19 protein-coding genes are annotated in these 26,351 nt (G+C 67.4%); 4 read left to right on the top strand and 15 right to left on the bottom strand.

Features of this window, described 5'->3' with window-relative positions; translation table 11 throughout:
- Positions 1–35: 35 nt before the first annotated feature.
- From trxA to B215_RS0102855, 10 genes are all read right to left on the bottom strand, one after another.
- A complete protein-coding gene (trxA, locus tag B215_RS0102900) occupies positions 36–395 on the bottom strand; it encodes a thioredoxin (RefSeq protein WP_330218706.1) in 360 nt (119 codons plus the stop codon).
- 45 nt (positions 396–440) lie between these two features.
- Entirely contained in the window at positions 441–3,845 is a 3,405-nt protein-coding gene (gene addA / locus B215_RS0102895; protein WP_019368130.1) for a double-strand break repair helicase AddA, read from the bottom strand.
- A 192-nt stretch (positions 3,846–4,037) separates the two neighbouring features.
- Entirely contained in the window at positions 4,038–6,977 is a 2,940-nt protein-coding gene (addB, locus tag B215_RS0102890) for a double-strand break repair protein AddB (RefSeq protein ID WP_019368129.1), read from the bottom strand.
- Between the two features lie 74 nt (positions 6,978–7,051).
- On the bottom strand, positions 7,052–7,813 hold the full coding sequence (locus B215_RS0102885; RefSeq protein WP_019368128.1) for a nucleotidyltransferase family protein: 762 nt from the start codon (positions 7,811–7,813) through the stop codon (positions 7,052–7,054).
- The gene (locus B215_RS0102880; protein WP_019368127.1) at positions 7,810–8,784 is read right to left on the bottom strand and encodes an aminoglycoside phosphotransferase family protein; all 975 of its coding nucleotides are present in this window, start codon (positions 8,782–8,784) and stop codon (positions 7,810–7,812) included. Before B215_RS0102880 ends, B215_RS0102885 begins: the two co-directional genes overlap by 4 nt.
- Positions 8,781–9,242 carry a tRNA (adenosine(37)-N6)-threonylcarbamoyltransferase complex ATPase subunit type 1 TsaE gene (tsaE, locus tag B215_RS0102875; protein ID WP_019368126.1) on the bottom strand — a complete coding sequence of 154 codons (462 nt, stop codon included), beginning with the start codon at positions 9,240–9,242 and terminating at the stop codon, positions 8,781–8,783. Before tsaE ends, B215_RS0102880 begins: the two co-directional genes overlap by 4 nt.
- A complete protein-coding gene (locus B215_RS0102870) occupies positions 9,239–11,578 on the bottom strand; it encodes a PAS domain-containing sensor histidine kinase (protein ID WP_019368125.1) in 2,340 nt (779 codons plus the stop codon). Before B215_RS0102870 ends, tsaE begins: the two co-directional genes overlap by 4 nt.
- A gap of 113 nt (positions 11,579–11,691) precedes the next feature.
- Entirely contained in the window at positions 11,692–14,721 is a 3,030-nt protein-coding gene (locus tag B215_RS0102865) for a TonB-dependent receptor domain-containing protein (RefSeq protein ID WP_026008878.1), read from the bottom strand.
- Positions 14,722–14,976: 255 nt separating this feature from the next.
- Entirely contained in the window at positions 14,977–16,395 is a 1,419-nt protein-coding gene (gene ahcY / locus B215_RS0102860) for an adenosylhomocysteinase (protein WP_019368123.1), read from the bottom strand.
- 108 nt (positions 16,396–16,503) lie between these two features.
- Complete coding sequence (locus B215_RS0102855) at positions 16,504–17,064, bottom strand: YqgE/AlgH family protein (RefSeq protein WP_026008877.1); 561 nt, start codon at positions 17,062–17,064, stop codon at positions 16,504–16,506.
- Between the two features lie 122 nt (positions 17,065–17,186).
- Between B215_RS0102855 and B215_RS0102850 the strand changes: the two genes are divergently transcribed.
- The 3 genes from B215_RS0102850 to B215_RS21170 all read left to right on the top strand — a co-directional run bounded on the left by B215_RS0102850 (position 17,187) and on the right by B215_RS21170 (position 19,454).
- Positions 17,187–17,669 (top strand): peroxiredoxin, encoded by a 483-nt coding sequence (locus B215_RS0102850; RefSeq protein WP_019368121.1) that lies wholly within the window; start codon positions 17,187–17,189, stop codon positions 17,667–17,669.
- Positions 17,670–17,820: 151 nt separating this feature from the next.
- Positions 17,821–19,257, top strand: a complete 1,437-nt coding sequence (locus tag B215_RS0102845) for an AMP nucleosidase (RefSeq protein WP_019368120.1) — start codon at positions 17,821–17,823, stop codon at positions 19,255–19,257.
- A 53-nt stretch (positions 19,258–19,310) separates the two neighbouring features.
- Positions 19,311–19,454, top strand: coding sequence for a hypothetical protein (locus B215_RS21170; protein ID WP_019368119.1), 144 nt, complete (start codon positions 19,311–19,313; stop codon positions 19,452–19,454).
- Positions 19,455–19,527: 73 nt separating this feature from the next.
- Here the strand turns inward: B215_RS21170 and B215_RS0102835 are convergent, their stop codons facing one another.
- Genes B215_RS0102835 through B215_RS0102820 form a run of 4 tightly spaced genes read right to left on the bottom strand, consistent with a single transcriptional unit; the run spans position 19,528 to position 23,146 of the window.
- Entirely contained in the window at positions 19,528–20,079 is a 552-nt protein-coding gene (locus B215_RS0102835) for an SIMPL domain-containing protein (protein ID WP_019368118.1), read from the bottom strand.
- Positions 20,079–21,902: a M2 family metallopeptidase gene (locus B215_RS0102830; RefSeq protein WP_019368117.1), complete on the bottom strand. Its 1,824-nt coding sequence runs from the start codon at positions 21,900–21,902 to the stop codon at positions 20,079–20,081. Before B215_RS0102830 ends, B215_RS0102835 begins: the two co-directional genes overlap by 1 nt.
- Positions 21,903–21,960: 58 nt before the next feature.
- Complete coding sequence (locus B215_RS0102825; RefSeq protein WP_019368116.1) at positions 21,961–22,722, bottom strand: alpha/beta fold hydrolase; 762 nt, start codon at positions 22,720–22,722, stop codon at positions 21,961–21,963.
- Positions 22,703–23,146, bottom strand: coding sequence for a GFA family protein (locus B215_RS0102820; protein ID WP_019368115.1), 444 nt, complete (start codon positions 23,144–23,146; stop codon positions 22,703–22,705). Before B215_RS0102820 ends, B215_RS0102825 begins: the two co-directional genes overlap by 20 nt.
- Before the next feature lie 61 nt (positions 23,147–23,207).
- Between B215_RS0102820 and B215_RS0102815 the strand changes: the two genes are divergently transcribed.
- Complete coding sequence (locus B215_RS0102815) at positions 23,208–25,124, top strand: methyl-accepting chemotaxis protein (protein WP_019368114.1); 1,917 nt, start codon at positions 23,208–23,210, stop codon at positions 25,122–25,124.
- Between the two features lie 64 nt (positions 25,125–25,188).
- On the opposite strand, the gene B215_RS0102810 is transcribed toward B215_RS0102815, so the two are convergent.
- Positions 25,189–26,214 carry an aspartate-semialdehyde dehydrogenase gene (locus B215_RS0102810; protein ID WP_019368113.1) on the bottom strand — a complete coding sequence of 342 codons (1,026 nt, stop codon included), beginning with the start codon at positions 26,212–26,214 and terminating at the stop codon, positions 25,189–25,191.
- Positions 26,215–26,351 lie beyond the last annotated feature (137 nt).

Here is a 26,351-nt window from a genome sequence, read left to right as displayed (position 1 = left end):
CCCGCAAGCGCGAGGGGAGCTAGGCGGAGGAGCGATCAGATCTCGCGTTCGATCCACTGCTTGATCGCGCTCTTGGGCAGCGCGCCGACCTGGGTGGCGGCCTGCTGGCCGTTCTTGAACAGGATCATCGTCGGGATGCCCCGCACGCCATATTTGGTCGGCGCATCCGGATTCTCGTCGATGTCGATCTTCACGATCTGCACCTTGTCGGCAAGCTCTTCGGCAAGTTCTTCGAGCGCCGGCGCGATCATGCGGCACGGCCCGCACCATTCGGCCCAGAAATCGACGAGCACGGGCTTGTCGGCCTGCAGCACGTCGGTTTCGAACTTGGCGTCGGTGGTCGCCAGGGTTGCCATGATCTCGTTCTCCTGATTTCGGGTTGACCGGCAATCTATGGATGCCGGGGCGTCTGCTCAAGCGCTTGGCCGCAAGCTTTGCTCCTACCCCGCGTAGCCGGGCTTGTGCGCGGAGAGAAGGGCGTCGGGCAATGCATAGAGCAGCGGGCCGGCCGAATAGAGCAGCGCCGCCTCCACGGTGCGCCCGGGGAAGATCACCCGCAGCGCCGCGACATAGGCGGCCATCTGCCGGAGATGATAGGGCGGAATCGCCTCCAGGCTTGCCGGCGCCCGGCGCCCGGTCTTGAAGTCGACCACGCGCACCCGATCCGGCAGCACCACCAAGCGGTCGACCGTGCCGGATACGACCACGCCGTCCGCCACCACCGCCGCGATCGGCGCCTCTCCCAGTGCCTCCGGCCCGAACAGTTCGGCAAAGCGCGGATCTTCGGTGACCGCCAGCGCGGCATCGATCAGCGCGCCTCTTTCGTCGGGATCCGCCAGCCCGCCCGCGCCGGCCAGCCAGCGATCGGCAGCCTGCCGCCGCGCTTCCGGCGCCACGCCGGGCAGCCGCTCGAACAGCGCGTGGAGCAGCCGGCCGCGCTCGGCGGCGGCCCGGAGCGCCGGCCCCGGTGGGGGATCGGCAACCTGGTCATCGCCCAGCGACGACGGCGCCAGCGGGCGCGGCGGGCGCGATTCCTGGGGCGCCGGCGCGTGCAGCCAGGCCGGAAGCGCCGGCGCGGGTGCCGCCTCGACCCGTGCGGCCACCGAAGCCGTCCGCACCGGCGCCTGCGGCACCACGCCACGAAATGTCCGTACCCCGTCCGCGTCCACCGCGACGCCCAGCGCATCGAACGCGGACGCGCTGGCGGCATACCAGCTCGCCTTGGGCGGCTCGCCCTTGGCCTGCGGCCCCAGTGCACCGGCGATCACCAGCTGCTCCTCCGCCCGCGTCGCGGCGACGTAGAACAGCCGCCAATGTTCCTGCAGCTCGCGCGCGTCGGTCTTGTCGAGCGCCTCGGCGAGCAGGCCGTCGCGTTCGGCGCTGCGCGGCCGAAAGATCGGAAACGCCGCATCCACGCCTTCCGGCGCCCATTTCAGGAAGCTGCGCGGGCTTCGCGTCGGATCCACGGTCGCATCGGCCAGGATCACCAGCGGCGCCTGCAGCCCCTTCGATCCATGCGCCGTCATGACCCGCACGGCAGGCTGAGGCTGCGCCGCATCGCGCACGATCTCCACGTCGCCGCGATCGAACCAGTCGAGAAAGCGCTGCAGCGACGGCGTCGCCCGCGTTTCGAACGTCAGCGCGGCGTTGAGCAGTTCCTCGATCGGATCGCGCGCCTCCTCGCCCAGCCGCAGGAGCAGCTTGCGCCGACCCTGCATCGGCCCGGACACGATCTCCTCCAGGAAACGATACGGCGTGGCGATATCCGCCCGCCGCAACAGCTCGTACAGCGGCGCCAGCCGCTCCGCCGGCTGCGTTTCGCGCAGGTGCCGCCACAGCCCGCCGCGGTCGCGCACCGCCGCCGCCATCAGTTCGTCCTGGCTCCAGCCGATGAGCGGCGAGACCAGCAGCGCCGCCAGCGACAAATCATCCTCCGGCTGCAGCGCGAAACGGATCGCGGCCAGCAGATCCTGCACCGCCAGCGGCGCGTTCAGCCGCAGCCGGTCGACGCCCGCCACCGGCACGCCTTCGGCATAGAGCCGCGCAACGATCAACGACGCCAGCTCGCCGCGCCGCTTTACCAGCACCATTACGTCGCCGGGGGCCAGCATCCTCCCCTTGCTCTCCAGCGGCAGCGTACCGATCCAACCCTTGATCGCGCGTGCGATGCGGGCGGCCAGCGCACGCGTGGCATCGCCGATCCATTCCTCTTCGTCCGCCTCGCCGCCGCCCTCGATCACCGGCGGCCACAAGATCACGGTGCCGGGTCCGGGCACCTCGCTGGCGTGCGGCTCGACATCGCTCAGTTCCCCCATGCCTGGCACCGGCAACGCCGCGATCGCCGCATCGACGAATTCGAGCACCGGCCGGGTCGACCGGAAGCTATGGGTCAACGACAGCGCCTCCAGTTCCCGCGCCTCCACCTCATAATCGCTGTGGACCTGGGCCAGCCGCTTGAACCGCTCGAACGCCGCCTGGAAGAAGATCGGATCGGTCCCCTGGAAACCGAAGATCGCCTGCTTGTAATCGCCAACCGTGAACAGCGTGCGGACCAGATCGCCGCGCGCTCCCTCGCCCGCGAAGAATTCGTCGGCTACGGCGGAAACGATCGCCCATTGGCGCGGATTGGTATCCTGCGCCTCGTCGATCAGCACATGCTCGGTGGTCTGGTCGAGTTTATAGCGCACCCATTCGCCCATTCCCGGCTGGCGCAGCAGCGCGATCGTCCGCCCGATCAGATCGTCGAAATCCACGGCGCCCAACCGCCGCTTTGCCGCCGCATAGGCGCGGGCATATTCCCGCCCCGCCTCCAACCCGCGCGCCAACAGGTCGACATAGCCCGCGCGCACCGCCATCACGAGCAGTTCGGAGCAGCGCCCGTGCAGCCGCATCGCTGCCTCCGCATAATCCGGATCCTGCGGCGCCTGCCCCTTGGCGAAGCTGCGCGGCTCGCCCTTGGCAGTGGCCCAGACAAGGTGCAACTGGTCCAATGTCGCCGCGCGCTCGGCCGGCTCCCGCCCCAGCCAGGCCGCGACGATATCAGCGCGTTCGAGCCCGCGCGCCGTGCCCCACTGAGCATTGCTAGATGCGATATTGCGTAGCGTTCGCAAATCAAATTCACTATCGCAGCAGCTAGTTGCGATCCATTCTCGAACATCGCCTTCGGGTAGATCGAACGCGCGGCGCAGCCATGGCAGGATGCCGCTGGGCAGCGCCTCCAGCGCCTCGCCGGCGCGCGCGCATTCCTGCAGGAACCCCTCGGCCCCGCCTTCGCCCAGCCGCAGACTGAGCGCGCCGATCGCGTCGATCACACCTTCGCGGCCCTCGCGCCGGGCCTCGACCAGCATCTCCGCCAGCGTCTCGCGCGCCAGCACCGCTTCCTCGCGCGCCTCCAGCGGCCGGAAACCTGGCACTAGGCCGGCTTCCAACGGGAAGGCGGAAAGCAACGACTGGCAGAAGCTGTGGATCGTCTGGATGCGGATGCCGCCGCCCGGCGCATCCAGCACCTTGGCGAACAGCGTGCGGGCGCGCGCACGCCCCTCCGGCGTGATGCTCTCGCCCAGTGCCTCCAGATCGGCGACCAACTCGGCATCGCTCGCCCGCACCCAATGAGCCAGCCGCCCGGTGATCCGTTCGGACATCTCGGCCGCGCCGGCCTTGGTGAAGGTGAGGCACAGGATCGCCGAAGGATCGGTGCCGGCCAGCAACAGCCGCCACACCCGCGCGGCGAGCACCTGCGTCTTGCCGGTGCCGGCAGAGGCAGACAGCCAGACGTGCCGCCGCGGATCGCTGGCGCGCTTCTGATTGCCCTTCAGCGGATGGAGCTTGGCAGGACTGCGGCTCATCTGCGCATCCCCGGTTGCTTCCCGGCATGGAAAGAAGGACCATTTGCGCAGCACATGGCGGAGGGGCGGCCGCGCACGCAGCGGTGGTTCCTGAAACCCAGCCCGCCCCGCAGCCGGCAGCACGGCCCCTTCACCACGCGGCGGTGCCACGCGGTCCCGCTGCCCGCTGCGAGGAGGAATGAACAAGGCCGCTTACTCCCGGCCATACCACTCGTCTCTGCGCATCAGCTGGTCATATTCGGCATAGGGGGCATATTCGGGCACCAGCTTCGCGGTGAACGGCCGATCGCCGGTCAGCCATTCGCCCGCAGCCTCGCCGAACTCTCGCGCGGCAATGGTGACGAAGTCCTCCACCGCAATCGGATCGCGCTTCTTCGGATCCACCGGCGAATCGACATACCCAAAGCCGCCGCTGCGCGGGTTGCGGGCAAGCGACCAATATTCGAAGCACCGCGCCTCGCCCGCGATGCCCTTGAACCCACCCCGTTCGGCGATCAGGCCCAGCAAGCCCAGCTGCAGGCTGAACCCGGCCTTCACCGCGCGCGTGCTCGGCGGCTGGCCCGTCTTGTAATCGACGATGGCCAGGCTGCCGTCGCTCAGCCGGTCCACCCGATCGAACTTGCCGCGCAACGTCACGCCCGCGACCTCGATCGCGCCATCCTGCTCCACCGCCAGTACCTGCCGCTTCTTCGCGGCGTTTTCGGCAAGCTGGCCCGCAATCCAGTCGATCGCCTCGATCAGCCGGGGTTGCCACAGCGCCCGGATCAGCGGGTGGGTTCGGCTGTCCGCCAGCATCGCCTCGGCCCGCGCGCGCAGCCGCTCGGGATGGCAATCATCCTCCTCGAACCATTTCTGCAGCACGTCGTGCACCGCCGTGCCGCGCCACGCTGCGCTGGGATCGGCATCCACCGGGTCCAGCGGCATCAGCCGCAGCATGCGCCGCGCATAGAAGGCATAAGGATCCGCCTTCAGGCGATCGACCTCGGTCACGGAAATCGCCTTGGGCCGCGCCGCTGCGGGTGGCGCCGGTTCCGGTCGGGCAGCCGGCTGGTGGGCGCCAGGCGCGTCGATCGCCGCCACCCACGCCGCCAGATCGTGCGCGCGCTCCATGCCGCCCGACAGCGCCTCCAGCCGCAGCCAGAAGCGCGAAGCGATCGTCGGCGCGCTCGCATCGCGTCGGGCGCGGGTGAGCAGCACCTGCCGCGCGCCCAGCCCGATCGCCAGATCATGCGCCGACACGCCGATCCGCCGCTCCAGCCCGGGGAGCCCCAGTTCGGCCCGGATGCGCGGCGCCAGCCATGGATCTGGCGCCGGCAGGCCCGGCCAAACGCCTTCGTTCAGCCCGCTCAGAATCATCAGGTCGGCGCTGTGCAGCCGCGCCTCGATCAGCCCAAGGATCGCCAGACGCGGATGCCCGCCCTGGGGCGGCCGCACCGCCACTTCGTCCATCAGCGTGCGCAGCAGTGGCGCAAGGCTTTGCGGATCGGCCAGCGCAGGGCCATGCGCCGCCTCGCGCTCCAGATCGTCGAGCAGGGCGGCGGCGGCGCGGCCATCCTCGCGGCTCCAAAGCATATCGCCGCCCAGTGCCTGCGCCGTCTCGCGCAGCATCGCCACCAGCCGGGGCAGCGGTTGCGCGCCGCCCGCGAACACCGTTTCCAGCGGCGCCAGCAGGGACGCGGCCTGCGCCCACCAGGCCGCCGCCAGCGCGCGGATCGCACCTTCACGGCCATCCTGCTCGGCCAGCTGCCCGGCGACTCCCGCCAGCCCAGGCGCCGGCCGCGGCCCCCGCAGAGCCCGATCGAGCGCGCGCGCGCCGTCCAGCCACGCGGCGCGATCGTCGGGCCGGACCAGCGGATGCTTCAGCAGCGTCAGCAGCGGCATCGGGGCGAAGGCCTGCGCCGCCGCATCGGCCAGCGCGAGCAGCAAGGTGCCCGGCGGAGTAAGCGACAGCGGCTGGCCCGCCGAATCGTCGACATGGATGCCCCAGCGCGCGCAGTGCGCGGCCACGCGGCGGGCGAGCGCGCGATCAGGCGTCACCAGCGCGGCGGTCCGTGCCGGCGTCTCGAGCGCCTCGCGCAGCGCCAGCGCGATCGCCTGCGCCTCCTCCGCAGGCGTCGCCAGTTCCAGCACGCGCACGCCGTCCATGCGCCGCTCGCCGGCCGGAAGCGCGCTCCAATGATGCGTCAGCTCGGGCGGCTGCATGGCAGAGGCAATCGCCTTGCTGCGCGCCGGCGGTGCGTCGAGATCGCTGGCGACCCGCCAAGGGTCGAATTCGTCGCGGTGCACGCCCATGCGATCGAGCAACAGCTTGAGGTGGAACTGCGGATGCGTTTCCAGGCTGCGCTTTCGCCGACCGGTGACGGGATCGGGCGCGTGCGGCCCCAGCGACATCCATTCGGCATCGGCCATCGTGGTCGCCAGCCCGGGCAGTACGACCATGCCGCCCGGCAGTTCAGCAACCACCCGCAGCAGCCGCGCGATCGCCGGCGCGCTGGTGGTGATGCCCGCGGCGCAGACGAAACCGAGCGGCGGCGTCGCCATCCAGCGCCGGCGTACCCTATCCAGCAGCTGCCGGCGCCGTTCGGCCAGATCGACGCGGCCAAGCCGTGCCAATTCCTCGGGCCAGCGCGACAGCACGATCTCGAACAGCGCCAACGAGCGCTCCCAATGCGCCGAAAGCTCAGGGCCCAGATCGAGTTCGCGCAGCCGGTGCGGGGCCACTTCCTCCACCAGCAACTGGTCCAGCGTAGTCGCAAGGTCGCCCGCCAGCCGCACCGCCTCAGCTGCGTCGAGCCGGGCGTCCTGCCCCTGGATCAACCGGGCCAGGATCATCCTTCGCTGCAGCGCGTCGACGGCGGGCGGCACCGGGTCGGCATCCTCCACCCCTTCGAACACCGCCTCGTCCAGTTCCGGATCGCCGATGGCCACCAGGCGGGGCAGCAGCAGCCCGCCGCCGCTTTCGCGCACGAACGCGTCCTGCATCGCCCGCTTGGCGCGATTGTTAGGCAGCAGCACCACGCCGCGCGCCAGCCGCAACGGGTCCGCGCCGAAGCGGCGGATCAGGCCGATCGCCAGCGCATCGGCAAAGGCGCGATGCGGCGGGATCGTGTAGAGGTGCAGGCGGTGCGGCATCCGGCTCGGCAAAATGGGAACGGAGCGCGAACCCTAGCGGTCCTTCGCCCCCGCGCGCAAGCGACGAGCGACGCTCACAGTTCGGCCAGCGCCATCTCCGTCGCGCGGATCGCGCCGGGAGAGCCGACATCGAACCAGAGCCCCTGATGCACCGCGCCCCACAGCCGCCCGGCCGCGAGCGCGCGGTTCCAGAACAGGTTGGTGGAAAACGGCCCTTCCGGCCAGTCGCGGATCAGCCGGGGCGAGAGGATTTGCACGCCGGTGAAGACAAAGGGCGCGAGCCGGCCCGGCTTGCGCCGCTCGGTAATCCGCCCGAACGCGTCGAGGCGGAAATCGCCTTGCCCGCGATGGCAGGTCGCCCGCGCCAGCGGCACCAGCAGCAACAGCGCGTCCATCCCTGCGTCGTCCCACTGCGCGGCGAGCAGGCGAATCGCGTCGCTCGGGCCGTCGATCCATAGATTGTCGCTGTTGACGCACAGGAACGGCGCGTCGCCCAGCATCGCACGCGCCTGCACCAACCCGCCGCCGGTCTCCATCAGCTGCCGCCGCTCGTCGGAAATCAGCAGCTCCATCCCCGTCACCCGCGCGCGCAGATGCGCCTCCAGCTGATCGGCCAGATAGTGCACGTTCACCACCGCGCGTTCCACGCCTGCGCTGCGCAGGCGATCGAACACATGGTCGATCAGCGGCTTGCCGGCGACGTCGATCAGCGGCTTGGGCCGCGTGACGGTGAGCGGGCGCATCCGCTTGCCCAGGCCCGCGGCCATCACCATCGCCGTCTTCGGCACGGCGGCGGCCGGCTGCGGACGCAGCGAATAGGTGGCCGCGGTGGTCATGCGCCGGCCACCACCATCGGATCGCCGCGCTTTTCGGCCGGGACGTTCGCCGCGAACCAGTCCGCCACCGGCTGCAGCGCCGGGTGCGCGAGATCGCGCTCCAGATAAGTCCAGACGCGCGGGCACAGCGCCGGATAGCGCGGCTTGCCGTCACGCTTCCACAGGCGCGTGAAGATGCCGACAATCTTCGCGTTCCGCTGCGCGCCCAGGACGTGATAGGCGGTGTCGAACGCGTCGCCCGCGCCGGTGATCCGCCGATAGCGATCGAGCATCGCCGCCTCCAGCGCCGGCGCCACGTCGCGCCGCGCATCCTGTAGCAGCGACACCAGGTCGTAGGCAGGATGGCCCGCAAGCGCATCCTGGAAGTCCAGCAGTCCCAAGCTCTCGCCGCCTTCGATCAACATCAGGTTCTCGGCATGGTAATCGCGCAGCACCGTGACGGGGCGATGACCATCGAGCACCGGCGCCAGCGCGCGATCCCAGGCGTCGCGATAGCCGGGCACGTCGACCTCCAGCCCCACCGCCGGGCAATACCATTCGACGAACAGCCCGGCCTCGCGCTGATATTCGGCGAGGCTATAGGGGCGCTCGACGCCGGGCCCTTCACCGTGCAGCCGCACCAGCAGATCGACGGCCGCGCCGTACAGGCGTAGCTCGCTCTCCGGCGCGGCATCCACGGTCTCGCGCAGGCGCGAGTCTCCGAAATCCTGCAGCAGCACCAGGCCCTGGCCGAGATCCTCGTGCAGGATCGCCGGCGCAGCGAAGCCGTGCGCGCCCAGCCACCGCGCCACCGCGATGAACGGCCGCGGATCCTCGTGCGGGGGGGGGGCGTCCATCAGGATCGCGCTGCGATCATGGTCGATCACGCGGAAATAGCGGCGGAACGACGCATCGCCGGCAAGCGGCAGGATCTCCGCCCCGTCCCATCCGGCGGCGGTAAGGAACGCGGGCGCCGCGATCGGCGGATTCATGTCAGGGGCCATCGACCCTTCCATGCCGCCGGCACGCGCGCTGTCAAGGCGCGGACGCCGTCCGGCGCCACGGACAGGGTAAGCCACAGCGCGTCGTGCCACGCCGCCTCCCCCAGCCGTTCGGGCCATTCGACGAGCAGCAGCGAATCGCTCCGCGCATCCTCCAGGCCGAGTTCCTCGGCCTCGTCGGGGTATTCGATGCGGTACAGGTCGACATGCAGCACCGGCATCCGCACTTCGGGCGGGTCATAGGGCTGCACGATCGCAAAGCTGGGCGACGGCGCTTCGCCCTCCAGCCCCAGTGCGGCGAGCAGCCCGCGGGCGATGCTCGTCTTGCCGGCGCCCAGGGGACCGGAAAGCGCCACGACATCGCCCGGGCCGACACGCGCCGCCAGCGCTGCGCCCAGCGCCAGCGCTTCGTCCAACGACGCGAGCAGGATGGTGTCCTCGCCGCTCATCCGCGCGGCAACTCCACGGTCACCAGCGTGCCCTGCCCCGGCTCGGAGAGCAGTTCGATGCGGCCGCCATGCGCCTCGACGAACTGCTTGGCGAGCGGCAGGCCCAGCCCCAGCGCGCGGTCGTCGCCCCGCGCCGATCCCACCTGCGCGAACCGGTCGAATGCGCGCGCCACCACTTCGGGCGCCATGCCTGGCCCATCGTCGCTCACGATGATCCGCGCGACCCGCTGGTTGCCGTCCAGGTGCAGCAGCACCCGGCCATTCTCGCCCGCCCCGGCCACGGCATGGCGCAGCAGATGCTCCACCGTCTGGCGAATGCGCCGCGCATCGCCGTGGACGATGCCGCAGCTGCCGGCATCCTCCACCACCAGCTCGATCCCCTTCACCTTGGCGAGCGGGGCGATCCCCTCCGCGGCGCTGCTTGCCGCCAGTTCGATGTCGACGATCTCGCGCTCGATCGGCTGGCCCTCATTCTGGGTCAGGTCCAGCACGTCGTCGATCAGCCCGCCCAGCCGATCGACCGACATCAGGATCGCTTCCACATATTCCTGCCCCCCGGCGGTCAGCTTCCCGGCAAAGCCCCCGTGCAGCATCTCCGCAAAGCCCTTGATCGACGTGAGCGGGGTGCGCAGCTCATAGCTCATATTGGCCACGAAGGCGGTGCGCACACGGTCCGCCGCCTCCAGCGCTTCGTTGCGATCGCGCAGCGCGCGCTCCACCCGCTGGCGATCGGTGGTGTCGAGCATCGTCACCATCGCATTGCCGTCGGGCAGCGGCACCGCGGCGATATCGTAATGACGGCCATTGGCGAAGGTGATGTTCGATCCGCGCTGCTGCCGGTCCTTGGCGGCAAGCCGGATCAGATCGCCCAGGATATCGCCGCGTGCCGGGTTGGACAGCTTCGTGCCCGCCACCTTCACCAGCGTCGCAATCTGCGGATGCCCGTCGAGGAAGCCTTCCTCGAAATTCCAGATCTGCCGGAACTTGCGGTTCCACAGTTGCAGCCGCCCCTTGCCGAACACCGCCACGGCCTCGGCCAGGCTGTCCAGCGTCGCGGCGCGCACCTGCTGCATCTCGCCATGCTCACGCTGCAGCTCCAGCTGCTGGGTCTGGTCCTCGAACAGCAGCAGCAGCCCGCCCTCCGGCAGCGGCTGGGCCACCACGCGCAGATGGGTGGTACCCACGCTCCAGCTTTCCTCCACCGCCTCGGGCGTGGTGAACCATTCGCGCCGCTCGTTCTTCCAGGCGGGGAAATCCCGCACGTCGGGCAGTTTGCGCGCCTCGCGCATCCGTTCCAGCACGCGATCGAATTCGGGCCGATCGGCCAACCATTCGTTCTTCATCGCGAACATGCGCCGGAAAGGCTGGTTGCAGAAGACCAGGCTGCGGTCCGATCCGAACTGGGCCACCCCGGCGGACATCCGGTCGAGCATCGCCCGCTGCGCCTCGGCGAAGCGCTTCAGCCCACCGCGGGCGCGCTCCAGATCCTCGATGTCCACGGCGAAGCCGGCGATCCCGCCGGTCGGCAGCGGCACGTCGTGCAGCCGCAGCATGCGCCGCGCGCCGCCGATGGTCGCCGGCATCGCCGCCGTCTGCGGCTGCTGCGAATCGCGGGCGATGGCAGCGTTGGCCAGCGGACCACCCAGGCCGGCACCATCCACCAGTTCCACCCCGCGCGACACGACATCCTCGGCATCGCGCCCCTCCACTGCCTGCACATAGGCCGAATTGACCATCAGCAGCCGAAGATCGGGCCCGCGATACCACATCGGCATCGGCGCCGCTTCGATCAGCGCGGTCAGCGCGTCGAACGCCGCGCGCAGCCGATCCGCCTCGCGTTCCAGGCGGGCGACCTCGGCCTGGCTGTCGGTGGCGTCGACGAACCACAGCTGCACGCTGCCGGCCGGTTCCACTTCCTCGGATGCGCGCTCGCCGAGCACCAGCAGCGTCCGTTCCGATCCGCGCACGGGGAGCCAGATGCGAAACGGCTGGCCGGCACGCTGGGCGGCCTCGACATGTTCGGCCAGCGCGGTCGCGTCCTCCGGCGCGAGCCCCGCATCGCCCTGAGAAAGCTGAGCCAGCGAATCCGGCGCGGTTTCCAGTCCCAGCCAGCCGCTCAGTCGCGAGGTGAAATCGATGCGCCCATCCGCCCGCACCACCATCGGCGCCGCCGGCGAGGTGCGGGCGAACCGCAGCAACCGCCGGTTCTGCTCATATACGGCCCGTGCCGCCGCGCGCGCCGCGAGCCCGGCATACAGCGCCCAAAGCGCCACGATCAGCACCAACGCCAGCACCGCCCCCACGACGGTGGCGCTGTTCTGCGAAAGGACGATCACCGGGGGTCGCGCACGATAGCCATCCGCCTTTCTTTAGGCGAACCAAGGGGCGAACGAAAAGGGGCCCGACAGCAATGCCGGGCCCCCTTGCAGGATAGGAGGAAGAACGACGCTCAGAACCGAACGTTCGCCGCGATCCGGGCATAGCGGCCCAGAATGCCGGAGAAGTAGCTGGTCGTCGCGGTCGCGCTGCCGGCAGGCGCCGGATAGGGCGGCTGCACGTCGAACACATTGTCGACGATCAGCTTCAGTCCGAACTGCTGGTTCACGCGGACGCCCAGCGTCGCATTGATCATCCACCAGTCGCCGACACCCATGATGTTGCGGGCATTCGGCGCCTCGTCGACGTCGTACGCGCCCTTGCCGGTATACTGGGCCTGCACCAGCGCGTTGAACCGGTCGCTCTCGTACGTCAGGTTCGCCGTGCCCGAATGGCGCGGATAGCCGATCTCGCCCGCCAGTCCGTTGACGTCGCCAAGACCGACGCGCTGTTCCAGCTTGTCACGATAGAAGTAATTCACCGACAGGCCGGCGACGCCGCTGCTGGAAACGCCGATCCGCGACAGCGGCAGGCGATAGGCAGCGGTTACCGTCAGACCAGCAGTCTCATAGGCAGAGGCGTTGTAATAGCCTTCCTCGATCGCGGTGATCTGCCCGCCGGCGTCCCGCGTGACGAGGCCGCAGAAGCTGTTCGGATAGCTCGACGAATCATAGCAGGCGTTCAGGATATCGTCGCCGCCGAGCGAAACGATCGCGTTCCGCAGCTTGATGTCGATCCAGTCGACCGCGATCGTCAGGCTCTTGGCGAAGCGCGGCTGCACGATCGCACCCACGGTCCAGCTGTTCGCGACTTCGTTGCGCAGGCCCGGATTGCCCGAAATGGTAACCGGCACGGTGAAGTTGCTGTAGTTGGAGACAAAGGTGGTCGGGTTGATGCCTGCTGCGCGGCAATTCGCCTCCCGCACGGCCGGGTTCGGGCCGCTGGTGTAGTTGTTGAGGTCGCATGGATCGCGCCCGCTGTCGAACGCGCGCGACGTCGGGTTGAACGCCTCGGTGATCGCGGGCGAACGGATCGAACGGGTATAGTTGCCGCGGAAGGTGAAGTCCGGGATGAAGCCGAGCCGGCCGCCGGCCGTCCACGCCCAGTCGCCGCCCGACAGCGAGTTGTCGACATAGCGGGCGGCACCGTCGAACTCGACGGTGTTCAGCCAGCCGATGCCGTTCCGGGACGTGACGAACGGAATGACGAGCTCGCCAAAGCCTTCATTGGTGTGGAAGCGGCCGCTGACCGGATCGATCGGGATGCTCCGGCCATATTGCGTGCGCGTGCCGTCGCCATTGTCCTGGCCGTAATAGAAGCTGCCGGGATCGAAGGCCGTCTTTTCCCGGCGATGCTCGTAACCGGCCGAAATGCTCACGTCATTGCCGAACAGGGTGGCCACGGCGCCGGTGATGTTGGCGTTGAACACCAGCTGTTTGTTGGTCGAAACCGGGCGGGCGATCGCGAAGATATAGTCGCGTGCTGCCTGGCTGGCTTGGCCGATGCCGAGCACGTTGAGCGGCGCGCAGGTCTTGCTGATCGTGTCTGCGGTGGAGTTCACCACGCCCGGCCGGCAGGTGATGTTGCCGCTCGCATCGCGCACCGCGTCGAGCGCGTTGGCGAAGTTCTGGTTGTCCAGCTCGAAATTGCGGCCGCGGGTCTGCGACCGGCCATAGTTGACCGATGCTTCCCAGTTGAACGTACGCGAGCCGAAGCCCAGGTCGCCCGCAAGGCCACCGACGAAGCGGTAGGTCTCGATGCGAGCCTCCGCCCGCCCGGTGGTGAGATCGCTCAGCGCGCGGCCGACATAGAATTCGTTCTGGCCGGCCGGCAGGTTTGCGGCGATCGTCGCACGATCGGCCGCGTTCAGATACGGGTTGTCCAGCGAGATGATCAGGTTGCCGTCGGGGGTGCCGGCGGCGTCGAACAGACCGGTATTGTAGTTCGGCTGGTCGATCAGATTCACGCCCTTGGTGTGCGTGTACCAGCCCTCGCCGAAGAAGCGGATGCTGTCGCTGAACGCATAGTTGAGCTGCGCGGAGGCGATATAGCGCTCCGAGCTGGTCAGCAGGTTGCTCTGCGCGGGCAGGTCGAAACCGTTGCCGCCGCTGCTGATATAGCCCTGGCGCAGCGCGTTGCCCAGGTCGAGCGGCACCAGCGTACCATTCTGACCGAACTGGAGATACTGGCCCGCCGCATTCCGGATGCCGGCGCGCTGCACCGAAAAATCGTCGTCGGAGAAGGGCACGCCACCGATGGTGAACGCGGAATAGCGCTGCTGCGGATAAAGCACGCGCGCGAACTGCGAATTCGCCGACGCCGGCGGCGTTCCGAAGAAGTTGCCGCGTGCCGTGATCTCGCGGTCGCTCGCGACAAGGCCATTGGTGTGGTTATATTCGCCGGACAGCACGATGTTGCCTCGGCCTTCGGCGAAATTCTTGCCGGCGAGGACGTTCAGCCGCGCCTCGGGCGCGTCGCCGCGGGCGGAGATGCCATACTGGCCGCCGATTTCGAGGCCCTCATAATCCTTCTTCAGGATCACGTTGACGGTACCCGCGATGGCGTCCGATCCATAGATCGGCGCGCCGCCCACCGCGACGGTCTCGATGCGCTGCACCAGCGTCGTCGGGATGTTGTTCAGATCGACCTGCGTGCCGGGATTGACCGGACCAAAGATGCTGGCGGTGTTGGACGAAACGAAGCGCCGACCGTTCACCAGTACCAGCGTGCGCTGGGTGCCGAGACCGAAAAAGTCGACGAAAGTTTGCGAGGGGCCGAACGAAGACTGCGCGCCGACCGAACTGTTGCCCGGCGGACCGAACGCCGGAAGTTCGCGCAGCGCCTGGCCGACATTGGTGTAGCCGCGCGATTCGATCTGCGCCGCGCCCACCACCTGGGTAGGCTGGACCGTGTCAAACTCCGGGCGCGCGATGCGCGAACCGGTTACAACGATCTCGCTGGGCTCCTGCGCTGCGGCAGCGCTGTCCGGCTGGGCGTCGGTCGTCTGCGCCATCGCCGGCGCGGCAACATAGGCGAAGGCCAGAACGGCGGCGGAAGCGGTGAAGCGCAAGGCGCGGAAACGACCAGGAGCGTGGGAACGCATACGAAGACCCCTTTGTGTACGGTAAATTTCGTCTGGCCGTGCTGCACCCTATGGGCACGTCTGGACTATTGCCGGCGTTGCTAACATGTTTCCGGCGTTGCACCGGATCCGCGGTTTTGGTGGCGCGTGGACACACTGCACCCGTTTCTCACCGAGTGTTGCAGTTGCGCTACACCTGTCATCTCGTTCGTATACAAAGAAAAAGGCCGCCCCGGGCGGGACGGCCTTCTCTCTGCGCCGCTGTGAAGCGATCGATCAGTAGCGATAATGCTCGGGCTTGAACGGGCCTTCGACCGGCACGCCGATGTACGAAGCCTGCTTCTCGCTCAGCTTGGACAGCTGCACGCCCAGCTTCTCCAGGTGCAGCGCCGCAACCTTCTCGTCCAGGTGCTTCGGCAGCACATAGACTTCGTTCTTGTACTGGTCGCCGCGGGTCCACAGCTCGATCTGCGCCAGCGTCTGGTTGGTGAAGCTGGCCGACATCACGAAGCTGGGGTGGCCGGTGGCGCAGCCCAGGTTCACCAGGCGTCCCTTGGCGAGCACGATGATCTGCTTGCCGTCCGGGAATTCCACCAGGTCGGTGCCCGGCTTCACTTCGGTCCACTTGTAGTTCGACAGCGCGGCGATCTGGATCTCGCTGTCGAAGTGGCCGATGTTGCAGACGATCGACATCGGCTTCATCGCCTTCATGTGATCGGCGGTGATCACGTCGGCGTTGCCGGTCGCGGTAACGAAGATGTCGGCGCGCTTCACCGCCTCTTCCATCGTCACGACTTCAAAGCCCTCCATCGCCGCCTGCAGCGCGCAGATCGGATCGATTTCGGTGACCATCACGCGGGCGCCGCCGTTGCGGAGCGACTGGGCCGAGCCCTTGCCCACATCGCCGAAGCCCGCGACGCACGCGACCTTGCCGGCCAGCATCACGTCGGTGGCGCGACGGATCGCGTCGACCAGCGATTCCTTGCAGCCATAGAGGTTGTCGAACTTCGACTTGGTGACGCTGTCGTTGACGTTGATCGCCGGGAACGGCAGTTCGCCCTTCTTGGCGATCTCGTACAGGCGGTGCACGCCGGTAGTGGTCTCTTCCGAAACGCCCTTCAGGTTCTGGACGGTCTTGGTGAGATAGCCCGGATATTTGGCGACGAACGCCTTGAGCGCGCGCTGGAATTCGACTTCCTCGTCGTTTTCCGGCTCGGGCAGCGTCGCGCCGGCCTCGATCTTGGCGCCCCACAGCGCGAACATCGTCGCGTCGCCGCCATCGTCGAGGATGATGTTGGCGGTGGTGCCGTCACCATCGGCGCCCCAGTTGAAGATGTCGCCGACATAGTCCCAATATTCGGCCAGGCTCTCGCCCTTCACCGCGAACACCGGCACGCCGGTGGCGGCGATGGCGGCGGCGGCGTGGTCCTGCGTCGAGAAGATGTTGCAGGTCGCCCAGCGGACCTGCGCGCCGAGCGCGGTCAGCGTCTCGATCAGCACCGCGGTCTGGATCGTCATGTGCAGCGAACCGGTGATGCGCGCGCCCTTCAGCGGCTGCGCAGCGCCGAATTCCTCACGCAGCGCCATCAGGCCGGGCATCTCCGTCTCGGCGATATTGATTTCGGCGCGACCGAAATCGGCGAGCGCGATGTCCTTGATGACATAGTCGTTGGTAGCCACGGGCTGCTTCTCCACTTCAAGCAAAGTCTAGGCGCACCGGGAATCCATCCGGTCGCATGGGTGCGCCCTACTCGCTTCCGGATAGCCGCGCAACGTTAATATAAAGATATCTTTATATGCCGATCAGGCGGTGCCCGAGCTTCCGGTGAGCAGCCGCGGATCGATTCCCGCGCCGACGAAACCCTCTGCCCAGCGCTCGTACACGTCGGTGTCGTAGAGCAGCGCCGTGTCAGCCGGCGTGTTGAACCAGCCATGCCGGGTGAGTTCCGCTTCGAGCTGCCCTTCGCCCCAGCCGGCATAGCCGAGCGCGACCAGCCAGCGGCTTGGTCCCCGCCCCTCGGCGATCGCGCGCAACACGTCGATCGTGCCCGAAAGCTGCCAGCGCCCGGCTACATCGATCGTATCCTGACCACTCCAGTCGGACGAATGGAGCACGAAGCCACGCCGCGGCTCCACCGGGCCGCCGAAATGCACGGGCACATCGGGCGCGTCACCCGGATCGATCTCGAACTGCTCGAGCAAATCGTGCAGGCTCAGCCCCTCAATCGTCGCACCGATGCCGATGCCCAACGCCCCTTCGCCGTCATGCGCGCACATTGCGATCACCGCGCGTTCGAAGCGCGGATCGCCGATTCCAGGCATGGCGAGCAGGAACTGCCCGGTGAGTGAAGGCGCCGAATCCATGATCCCCAACATAGTGTTCGCCCGTTCTACGGGCCAAGCTTGAATTTGTTTCGCGCCATGCGAAGGAGGCTGCGGCCGCACATCCGGTGCCGGCCGCGAGATTCGCGCAAGGAGAGAACAGCATGACGATTCAGACCGGCGATCGCATTCCGAACGCCACGCTCGTCAAGGTCACCGCCGAAGGGCCGGACCAGGTCGAAGCCCCTGCCTATTTCGCCGGCCGCAAGGTCGCGCTGTTCTCGGTGCCCGGTGCGTTCACGCCCACCTGCTCGGCCAAGCACCTGCCGGGATTCGTGAACAAGGCGGACGAGATCAAGGCCAAGGGCGTCGACGAGATCGCCTGCACCGCGGTCAATGACTTTTTCGTGATGAAGGCGTGGGGCGAGGCGAACGGCGTCGCCGACAAGGTGACGATGCTCGCCGATGGCAACGGCGCCTTTGCCAAGGCGCTAGACCTCACCATGGACGGCTCGGCCTTCGGCCTCGGCACGCGCGGTCAGCGCTTCGCGATGATCGTCAATGACGGTGTCGTCGAGCAGCTGTTCGTCGAGGCGCCGGGGGCGTTCGAGGTCAGCTCGGCGGAGTATGTGCTGAGCAAGCTCTGATCCCGGGCGAGCGAGGGCGCCGCTTCCCCTCCATCGTCATCCCCGTGACGGCGGGGTGGCAAGTGACGCCGGATGGAGGATAATGCCGCCAATCCCGTGCCGTTTCCCGCCCCGACTTGCCAGAGTCATCTTCCGCGCTTAGCGATGGAAGATGACTCAAGCCTCCGATATCGTCGCCGACCTCGATCGGCTCTATCGCGCCTCGGTCGAACGGCTGCAGCAGGCGCTCAATCGCTACATCACCGATGGCACCACGCCGGATCCCGAGACGCGGACCGACGGCAGCTTCGCCTATCCCGAGCTGCGCGTCACCTATCGCGGTGGCCTGAACCGGCCGATCCCGCGCCGCTCGTTCGGCCGTCTGGTCGAGGCGGGCGACTATCGCATCACCGTCACCCGGCCGGCGATGTTCGCCGATTACCTCACCGAACAGCTTACCTTCCTGATCGAGGACTATGACGTCGAGGTGCACGCCGTCACCGGGCGCCAGGAAATCCCCTTTCCCTATGTGCTCGATCCGAACACCATCCTGAGCCTGGACGACGTCTCGGCAACCGAGCTCGGCCGCCATTTTCCGGCGACCGAGCTGTCGCACATCGGCGACGAGATCGCTGACGGCCTGTGGATCAGCCAGGACGAAACGCGGCCGCTCGCGCTGTTCGATGCGCTGCGCACCGACTTCTCGCTTGCCCGGCTGAAGCACTATACCGGCACGCCGGTCGAGCATTTCCAGCAGTACATTCTGTTCACCAACTATCACCGCTATGTTGACGAATTCGTCCGCTGGGCCTGCGCGCAGCTGGGACCGGACAGCCGATTCACCGGCGTGTCGGGCGCGGGCGGGATCGTGATCGAGGATGCTGCGGACGCCGACCGGCTGGTCAGCGACGGCGCATGGCGGCGGCATCAGATGCCCGCCTATCACCTGATGGCCCCGGGGCGTACCGGCATCACGCTGGTCAATATCGGCGTCGGCCCGTCCAACGCGAAGACGATCACCGATCACCTCGCCGTGATCCGGCCCGAAGCGTGGCTGATGATCGGCCATTGCGGCGGCCTGCGCCCCAGCCAGCGGATCGGCGACTATGTGCTCGCCCACGCCTATCTGCGCGACGATCACATCATGGACGATGTGCTGCCGCCGGAAATCCCGATTCCCGCGATCGCCGAAGTGCAGCAGGCGCTCGCCCGCGCGGCGGAGACCGTGTCGGGCCAGTCGGAAGACGAACTCAAGCAGCGGCTGCGCACGGGCACGATCGTCACCACCGACGATCGCAACTGGGAACTGCGCTATTCCACCACCGCGCTACGCTTCTCGCTCAGCCGCGCGGTGGGCGTCGACATGGAATCGGCGACGCTCGCGGCCCAGGGCTACCGCTTCCGCGTGCCCTATGGCACGCTGCTCTGCGTGTCGGACAAGCCGCTGCACGGCGAACTCAAGCTGCCGGGCCAGGCGAACCGCTTCTACGAGCGCGCCATCGCCGAGCATCTGAAGATCGGAATCGAAGCCTGCGAGGAACTGCGCCGCGAAGGCGCCAAGCTGCATAGCCGCAAGCTGCGGGCGTTCAACGAACCGCCGTTCCGCTGATCGGCTGGGATATCGGGGCTGGGCGGTGCGTTCTCTCGCGACAGGAGAGTGTCATGCCCAACCCCGAACCCACACGCGAAGCACCGGACCGCGAGCAGGGCCATGCCCATCAGCCCGACGGCACCGACAGCTCGGCCGAATGGAATGCCGAGATCGCCGACGAGAACATGATCCCGGATGAGGACGCGGAGCTATAATCAGCACGCGAGACTGCGGATCCTATTGGCTCCAGGAGAGACGACGCTGGGAGCGCCTTCAAAAAGTGTCGGTCTACGCTGCATCCGGCTCGGTAGTGATCTCGTCAGTCTTCACGTCCAGCTCCGCTAGCTTCGCCTGTACCGCGTTAGCCTGATCGACGGTCGCGACACTAAGCTTCTTGATGCTTGAAAACACAAAGTTCGGCTCGCTTGCCTCGGCCGCACTGCTTTCAACATCTTCAGCCTCGATCGTCTCGATGACATTGGCGAACAAGCTTTCGGATTCTTGGGGCGTCAGATCTCTGATCGCCGCGGGATCAATGCCCTCTTCTTTCAGTACCTGCAGCAACTTCTCCAGCTTGGTTGCGAGCGCCTTCTTCGCTTCCGCCTCGGTCTTGCCTTCCCCTAGATATCGCAGTGTCATGGTTACACGGCCGAGCTTCACATCGATGCCAGCAGTACCGGCAATTCCCGGAACTGCCGCGCGGCCAGAGCTGTCGGAACGGGCGAAAGCCGGTGCCGCCGACACGAGCGCCAACGCCAGTAGAAATCGCCTGGTGGGCATGAACTTCTCCTCCGCTTCGCTGCACATGTGCACGAACCGGAGAAGAAAGTCCCACGCCATCACCATCCCTGCGGCTGGCCCTTGTTCTGTTCGTCCAGCCACTTCTTGAGTGGCGCGAAATACTCGACCATCGCCTTGCCCGAGATCTCGCGGCTGCCGGTGAAGGTCTGCAGCGCATCCGGCCAGGGCTTGGAGGCGCCCATCTCGAGCATCTTGTTCAGCCGCGCGCCCACTTCCTTGTTGCCGTAGAAGCTGCAGCGATGCAGCGGGCCCTTCCAGCCCGACTGGTCGCACGCCGCCTTGTAGAACTGGAACTGGAGCAGCCGCGCCAGGAAGTAGCGCGTGTACGGCACGCTGCCCGCCACGTGATATTTGGCGCCCGCGTCGAACTTGCTCTCGTCGCGCGCCACCGGCGGCACGATGCCCTGATATTGGAGGCGCAGTTTGTTCCAGCCTGCCTCATACTGGTTGGCGGGGATGGTGCCGTCGAACACCTGCCAGCGATACTTGTCGACCAGCAGGCCGAACGGCAGAAACGCCACCTTGTCCATCGCCTGGCGGAGCAGCAGACCGATATCCTTGTCGGCGCTCGGCACCTGGGCGCGATCGAGCAGGCCGATCTGGACCAGATATTCGGGCGTGATCGAGAGCGCGACGAAATCGCCGATCGCCTCATGGAAGCCGTCATTGGCGCCGTTGCGGTAGAGCGCGGGCTGCGCCTGGTAAGCGCGCTGATAGTAATTGTGGCCCAGCTCATGGTGAATCGTGACGAAATCGTCCGCATTCACCTTGATGCACATCTTGATGCGGATATCGTCCTTCTCGTCGATGTCCCAGGCCGAGGCGTGGCACAGCACTTCGCGATCGGCGGGCTTGAGGAACAGCGAGCGCTCCCAGAAGGTGCCCGGCAGCGCCGCGAAGCCGAGCGAGGAATAGAAGCCCTCGCCGGTCTGGACCATCTTCTTCCAGTCGTAATTCTTGGCCTTGAGCAGGTCGCCCACGTCATAGCCGAGGTCGCCGGCGCCCTTCGGCGCGACCACGTCGTAGATGTTGCCCCACTCCTGCGCCCACATGTTGCCGAGCAGATCGGCGCGGATCGGGCCGGTCTTGGCCTGCACCGCGTCCCCGTACTTTTCGTTGAGCTTGCGGCGGACATAGGTGTGGAGCGCGACATAGAGTGGCTTCACTTCGTTCCACAGCTTGTCGGTCATCGCGGCGAATTCGGCCGGCGGCATGTCATAGCCCGAGCGCCACAGCGCGCCGGTGTCGGCAAAGCCCAATTCCTTCGAGCCCTGGTTCGCGATGCCGATCAGCTTGGCATAGTCGCCGCGCATCGGCGCGCCGACATTGTCGTGCCAGCTGACCCACATCTCCTTGAGCTCATTGGGATCGCGGCTGTCGCCCATCGCGGCTTCGATGTCGCTGCCGTTGATCGGCTTGCCGCCACGCGTGCCCTTGCCCTTGGCATAGAAAGAACCGAGCTTGGTGGAGAGATCGCTCAGCGCTTGCGCGGCGCCCGGCGTGGTCGGCGCCGGCAGCACCAGCGCGGCGCGGAGCATGGTCAGCTGGCGCTGCTGCTCGGGCGAGAGCCCCTGCGCCTTCTGCAGCCGCGCTGCGTCGAGCGCAAAGCGCACCGCCATTTCGGTGCCCCTGGCGCCGTAATCCGCGGCGAGCGCGTCGGTGTCGTCGGTGATGTAGGTGGCGTTGATCCAGGCGACGCGCGAGGCCGTAAGATTGAACGCGGTATATTCCTGCTGCGCACGCTCGAGGAACGCGGCCGCATCGGCAGAGGTCGGCGCGGCGGGCGTCGTGCTGGTCTGCGACTGGGCGGGCGCGGCGAGCATCACGGCGAGCGCCGCAAGCGAAAGGCCGGTACGGATCATGGTGCTAAGTCCCCGGGTCTAAGAAAGGCGCGACCCTGCCGCGCCTTCCCCTCTCCCGTCAACCAGCGAGGAACTCGACCAGCGCGTCGCCCAGCTCCGGTCGGGTGACCGCGCTCATGTGATTGCCCGGAATCTCAACAAAGTGGCCATACAGCAACAGTTCCGCCACTTCCTGCGCGGAACCGTTATCGTAATCCTCGGCACCCGCGATCACCACGGTAGGCTGCGCGATCGCGGCGATCTCGTCACGCGGCGTATCGACAAAGGTGTCGAGGATGCGCAGCAGCGCCACCGGATCGCCCTTGGTGGTCTTCAGGAACGCCTCGGTCAGCCATTCGGAACTGCCGCGGGTGAAGCTGCCCAGATTGGTAAGCACCCGGTGGAAATACGCTCCCCGCCCGCGGGTGGCGACCAGCCCGTCCAGCCCCATGCCGGAAAGCGCCACCTTGTCTGGCGTCGCGCCGTTGGCCAGCATCCGCACCACCGTGCGCGCGCCAAGCGAATAGCCGCCCAGATCATAGGCGGTCAGGCCCAGATGCGCGATCAGCGCAAAGCCGTCGCGCATCAGCACGTCGGGCGGATAGGCAGCGGGGTCGTGCGGCTTGGCGCTGGCGCCATGCGCGCGCAGGTCCGGCATGATGACGCGCCGGCCGCGCGCGGCGAGCTTGGCGGCGTGGCCGTATTTGATCCAGTTGATCTCCGCATTGGAGAAATAGCCGTGGATCAGCACCACCGGCCGCCCCTCCCCCATCTCGGTCCAGGCGAGCTCGACGCCGTCGAAGCTGGTGAAGCGGTGCGTTTCAGTCGGGTAATCGGCCAATGCTGTCCATCCATCGTTTGACGACGTTCGGGTTGTCTTCGGTGCGGTATCGGGGCAGCGCGGTCGTGTCGAGCCACTGTTCGTGCATGCTCTCCACCGCGTAGTTGTGGCGCGGCTGGAAACGTCCCGGCGCGTCGAAGCTGCCGATCGTCAGGTCCATAGTCTCGCCGCCGAGGAATTCGAAAGTCAGCGGCGTCCCGCATGTCCGGCAGAAGCCCCGCTCGGCGATCGGCGACGAGCGATAGCGATCGGGCTCGTTTTCCCAGGTGACATCGGCCTTGGCGACGCCCTTGAACGCGATCGAAACGCCGCCGGTTGCGCGCTGGCACATGCGGCAATGGCAAAGATAGGCGTCGTCATCGTCGATCCACACCCGATAGCGGACCCGTCCGCATTGGCATCCGCCGGCAACTTCCTCGCGCATCCTTCCGCCTCCTCTCGAAATCCTCGTCCCAACGCACGCCGCCCCTGGCTGACCCACTATAATGAAGTCGGAGATCACCGCATTGAAGGCGCAGGAGTCGCCGCGCGGTCATTGTGACGGGATCAACATGCTGCAGCGCCTCAACAACCTTCCACTCGCCTCTAAGACCACATTTCTCGCCGTCGGGGGCATGCTCTTTCTCGCGATAGCGTCCTTCTTCGTGGCGGATCATGCGCTGACCGGCCAGGCCGCGCGCACCGCGGCCGAGCGGCAGGAAGTGAACATGCGCGTCGCCTGGAGCGTGCTCCATCGCTACGGCACCGAATTCCGGCTGGAAGGCGACGACCTCTATGTGGGCAGCCACAAGCTCAACGACGCCGACGCGCCGGTCGACGAAGTGAAGCGCCTGGTCGGCGGCACCGCCACTATCTTCCGCGGCGATGTCCGCGTCGCCACCAACGTCACCAAGCCCGATGGCAGCCGCGCCGTCGGCACCCGGCTGGACCGCAACGCTGCCTACGAAACCGTGCTGGAAAAGGGTCAGCCCTATCGCGGCTCGGCCAATATCCTCGGCAAGGCCTTCTTCACCGGCTATGATCCCATCAAGGACGCTTCGGGCAAGACGATCGGCATCCTGTATGTCGGCATTCCCGAAAGCGACGTGATGGGCCAGATCGGCAGCGCGCGCTGGACGATGGCGCTTTCGGCCGCCCTGATCACCCTGCTGGTCGCGGGCGGCGCCTGGCTGGCCGGCCGCCGCATGTTCGCGCCGCTTGCGCAGATGACGAGTGCGATGCGCGCGCTCGCCTCGGGCAAGGTCGACGCGCAGATCCCGGCCCACGCCGCCACTGACGAGATCGGTGCCATCGGTCAGGCGCTTCAGCATTTCCGCACCATCGAAATGGCCCGTCGCGAAAGCGAAGGCCGCGACCGCGACGCCGAAGCCGCGCGCGACAAGGCGATGACGGCGTTGGGCGATGCGCTGTCCCGCATCGCCGGCGGCGACCTCACCGCAGACGTCGGCTCCGACTTCCCCACCGATTATGCCAAGCTCGCCACCCATTTCCGCTCGGCCGTCGAAAGCCTGCGCGAGCTGATCGGATCGGTCGTCGAAAGCACCGGATCGATCCGCACCGGCTCGCACGAAATCGCCAGCGCGTCCGAGGATCTCGCCCGCCGCACCGAGGCCAATGCCGCGAGCCTGGAGCAGACCGCCGCCGCAATCACCCAGATGAACCAGCGGATCGACGCCACCGCGGCCGCCGCCAGCCGCACCGTCGAGCGCGCCGACCAGGCGATCGGCGTCGTCGGCTCCGGCCGTTCGGTCGCCGACGAGGCGGTGCAGGCGATGAGCCGCGTGTCCGACAGCGCCAAGGGCATCGACAGCGTGATCGAAGGCCTCGACAAGATCGCCTTCCAGACGCGCGTCCTGGCCATGAACGCCGCAGTCGAGGCTGGTCGCGCCGGCGAAGCGGGCCGCGGTTTCGCCGTGGTCGCCGATCTCGTCTCCGCCCTGGCGATGCGCGCCGAGGAGGAAGCCAAGCGGGCCCGCGATCAGCTCACCGTCACCCAATCGGAAGTGGAGGTTGCCCGCGGCGCGGTGGAGCGCGTCGATCAGGCGCTCGCCAATATCGTCGACACGGTGGACGAAGTGCATGTGCTGCTCGGCGGCATGGCGGCCGACAACCAGGCGCAATCCGCCGCGATCCGCGAGATCAGCTCGGCGATCGGCGACATGGACCGCGCGACGCAGCAGAATGCGGCGATGGTGGAAGAAACCTCCGCCGCCGCCCGCCAGCTCACCGATCAGGTCGCCCGGCTCGATGCCCATGCCGGCACCTTCCGCACCGGCGCCGGCGCCGGGCCGATCAAGCGCCCGGCCCTGCCGGCCGCACGCACCACGGGCGCTCCGGTGGCCCGTACCCGGGCGCTCCCGGCGGAAGCGCTGGCCAGCGCGGACGACTGGGCCAGCTTCTGAACGCGCCCGCCGGCGCAACAGGCAACGGGGCGTCGCGGATCCGCGCGGCGCCCCGTTTGTGCATTCAGGCCTTTTTCAAATGGCGCCGGCCGAGCAGCTCGGCGATCTGCACCGCGTTCAGCGCCGCGCCCTTGCGCAGATTGTCGGAGACGCACCACAGCGAAAGGCCGCTGTCCACGGTGGGATCCTCGCGCACCCGGCTTACATAGGTGGCATATTCGCCCACGCACTCGATCGGGGTGACGTAGCCGCCATTTTCACGCTTATCGACCAGCATGATGCCCGGCGCCTCGCGCAGGATGTTCTGCGCTTCCTCGGCCGAGATCTCGTCTTCGAATTCCAGGTTGATCGCCTCGGAATGGCCGACGAACACGGGCACGCGCACGCAGGTGGCCGTCACCTTGATCTTCGGATCCAGGATCTTCTTGGTCTCGGCGACCATCTTCCACTCTTCCTTGGTCGAACCGTCGTCCAGGAAGCTGTCGATATGCGGGATCACGTTGAACGCGATCTGCTTGGTGAACTTGGCGGCTTCCACCTGGTCGCCGACGAAGATCGCGCGGCTCTGGTTGAACAGCTCGTCCATGCCCGCCTTGCCCGCGCCGGAAACCGACTGATAAGTCGCGACCACCACGCGCTTGATCGTCGCCTTGTCGTGCAGCGGCTTCAGCGCGACCACCATCTGTGCGGTCGAGCAGTTCGGATTGGCGATGATGTTGCGCGCCTTGTAGCCGTCGATGGCCTCCGGGTTCACTTCCGGCACGATCAGCGGCACGTCCGGGTCCATACGGTACAACGAGGCATTGTCGATCACCGTGCAGCCCGCGGCGGCGAACTTCGGCGCGTAGACGGCGCTACCTTCCGATCCGATGGCGAACAGCGCCATGTCCCAGCCGGTCGGATCGAAATGCTCGATATTCTGGACCTTGTACTGTTTCCCGGTCTCGCCGAAATCGACCATGTCGCCGGTCGAGCGCGACGACGCCAGCACGGCGAGTTCGTCGATCGGGAATTCCCGCTCGGCCAGGATGTTCAGCATTTCGCGACCGACATTGCCGGTGGCGCCTGCGACGACGACACGGTAGCCCATGAATATACCTCTTCCTTCCAACCGCCGACGAACGCGGCGCAGGGTGCCATTAGTGTGAGAGAAAGGTGGAATGCACGCGCATTCCGCTGCTTCGCTGCCCAAGCGCAGCTATCGCGCCCGTTACGGGCGCGGTGTAA

The organism is Sphingomonas sp. ATCC 31555 (genome assembly GCF_000282895.1).
GTDB lineage: Bacteria > Pseudomonadota > Alphaproteobacteria > Sphingomonadales > Sphingomonadaceae > Sphingomonas.
This window is presented reverse-complemented; position numbering and strand designations above follow the sequence as displayed.

What these genes read in the sequence shown, in the direction of transcription:
- B215_RS0102885 (WP_019368128.1), bottom strand. Translation starts at nt 7,813, where the DNA reads ATGACCACCGCGGCCACCTATTCGCTGCGTCCGCAGCCGGCCGCCGCC.
- addB (WP_019368129.1), bottom strand. Translation starts at nt 6,977, where the DNA reads ATGCCGCACCGCCTGCACCTCTACACGATCCCGCCGCATCGCGCCTTT.
- B215_RS0102830 (WP_019368117.1), bottom strand. Translation starts at nt 21,902, where the DNA reads ATGATCCGTACCGGCCTTTCGCTTGCGGCGCTCGCCGTGATGCTCGCC.
- B215_RS0102820 (WP_019368115.1), bottom strand. Translation starts at nt 23,146, where the DNA reads ATGCGCGAGGAAGTTGCCGGCGGATGCCAATGCGGACGGGTCCGCTAT.
- B215_RS0102845 (WP_019368120.1), top strand. Translation starts at nt 17,821, where the DNA reads ATGACTCAAGCCTCCGATATCGTCGCCGACCTCGATCGGCTCTATCGC.
- B215_RS0102855 (WP_026008877.1), bottom strand. Translation starts at nt 17,064, where the DNA reads ATGGATTCGGCGCCTTCACTCACCGGGCAGTTCCTGCTCGCCATGCCT.
- B215_RS0102880 (WP_019368127.1), bottom strand. Translation starts at nt 8,784, where the DNA reads ATGAATCCGCCGATCGCGGCGCCCGCGTTCCTTACCGCCGCCGGATGG.
- B215_RS0102815 (WP_019368114.1), top strand. Translation starts at nt 23,208, where the DNA reads ATGAAGTCGGAGATCACCGCATTGAAGGCGCAGGAGTCGCCGCGCGGT.
- B215_RS0102865 (WP_026008878.1), bottom strand. Translation starts at nt 14,721, where the DNA reads ATGCGTTCCCACGCTCCTGGTCGTTTCCGCGCCTTGCGCTTCACCGCT.
- tsaE (WP_019368126.1), bottom strand. Translation starts at nt 9,242, where the DNA reads ATGAGCGGCGAGGACACCATCCTGCTCGCGTCGTTGGACGAAGCGCTG.
- B215_RS21170 (WP_019368119.1), top strand. Translation starts at nt 19,311, where the DNA reads ATGCCCAACCCCGAACCCACACGCGAAGCACCGGACCGCGAGCAGGGC.
- B215_RS0102850 (WP_019368121.1), top strand. Translation starts at nt 17,187, where the DNA reads ATGACGATTCAGACCGGCGATCGCATTCCGAACGCCACGCTCGTCAAG.
- B215_RS0102810 (WP_019368113.1), bottom strand. Translation starts at nt 26,214, where the DNA reads ATGGGCTACCGTGTCGTCGTCGCAGGCGCCACCGGCAATGTCGGTCGC.
- addA (WP_019368130.1), bottom strand. Translation starts at nt 3,845, where the DNA reads ATGAGCCGCAGTCCTGCCAAGCTCCATCCGCTGAAGGGCAATCAGAAG.
- B215_RS0102835 (WP_019368118.1), bottom strand. Translation starts at nt 20,079, where the DNA reads ATGGCGTGGGACTTTCTTCTCCGGTTCGTGCACATGTGCAGCGAAGCG.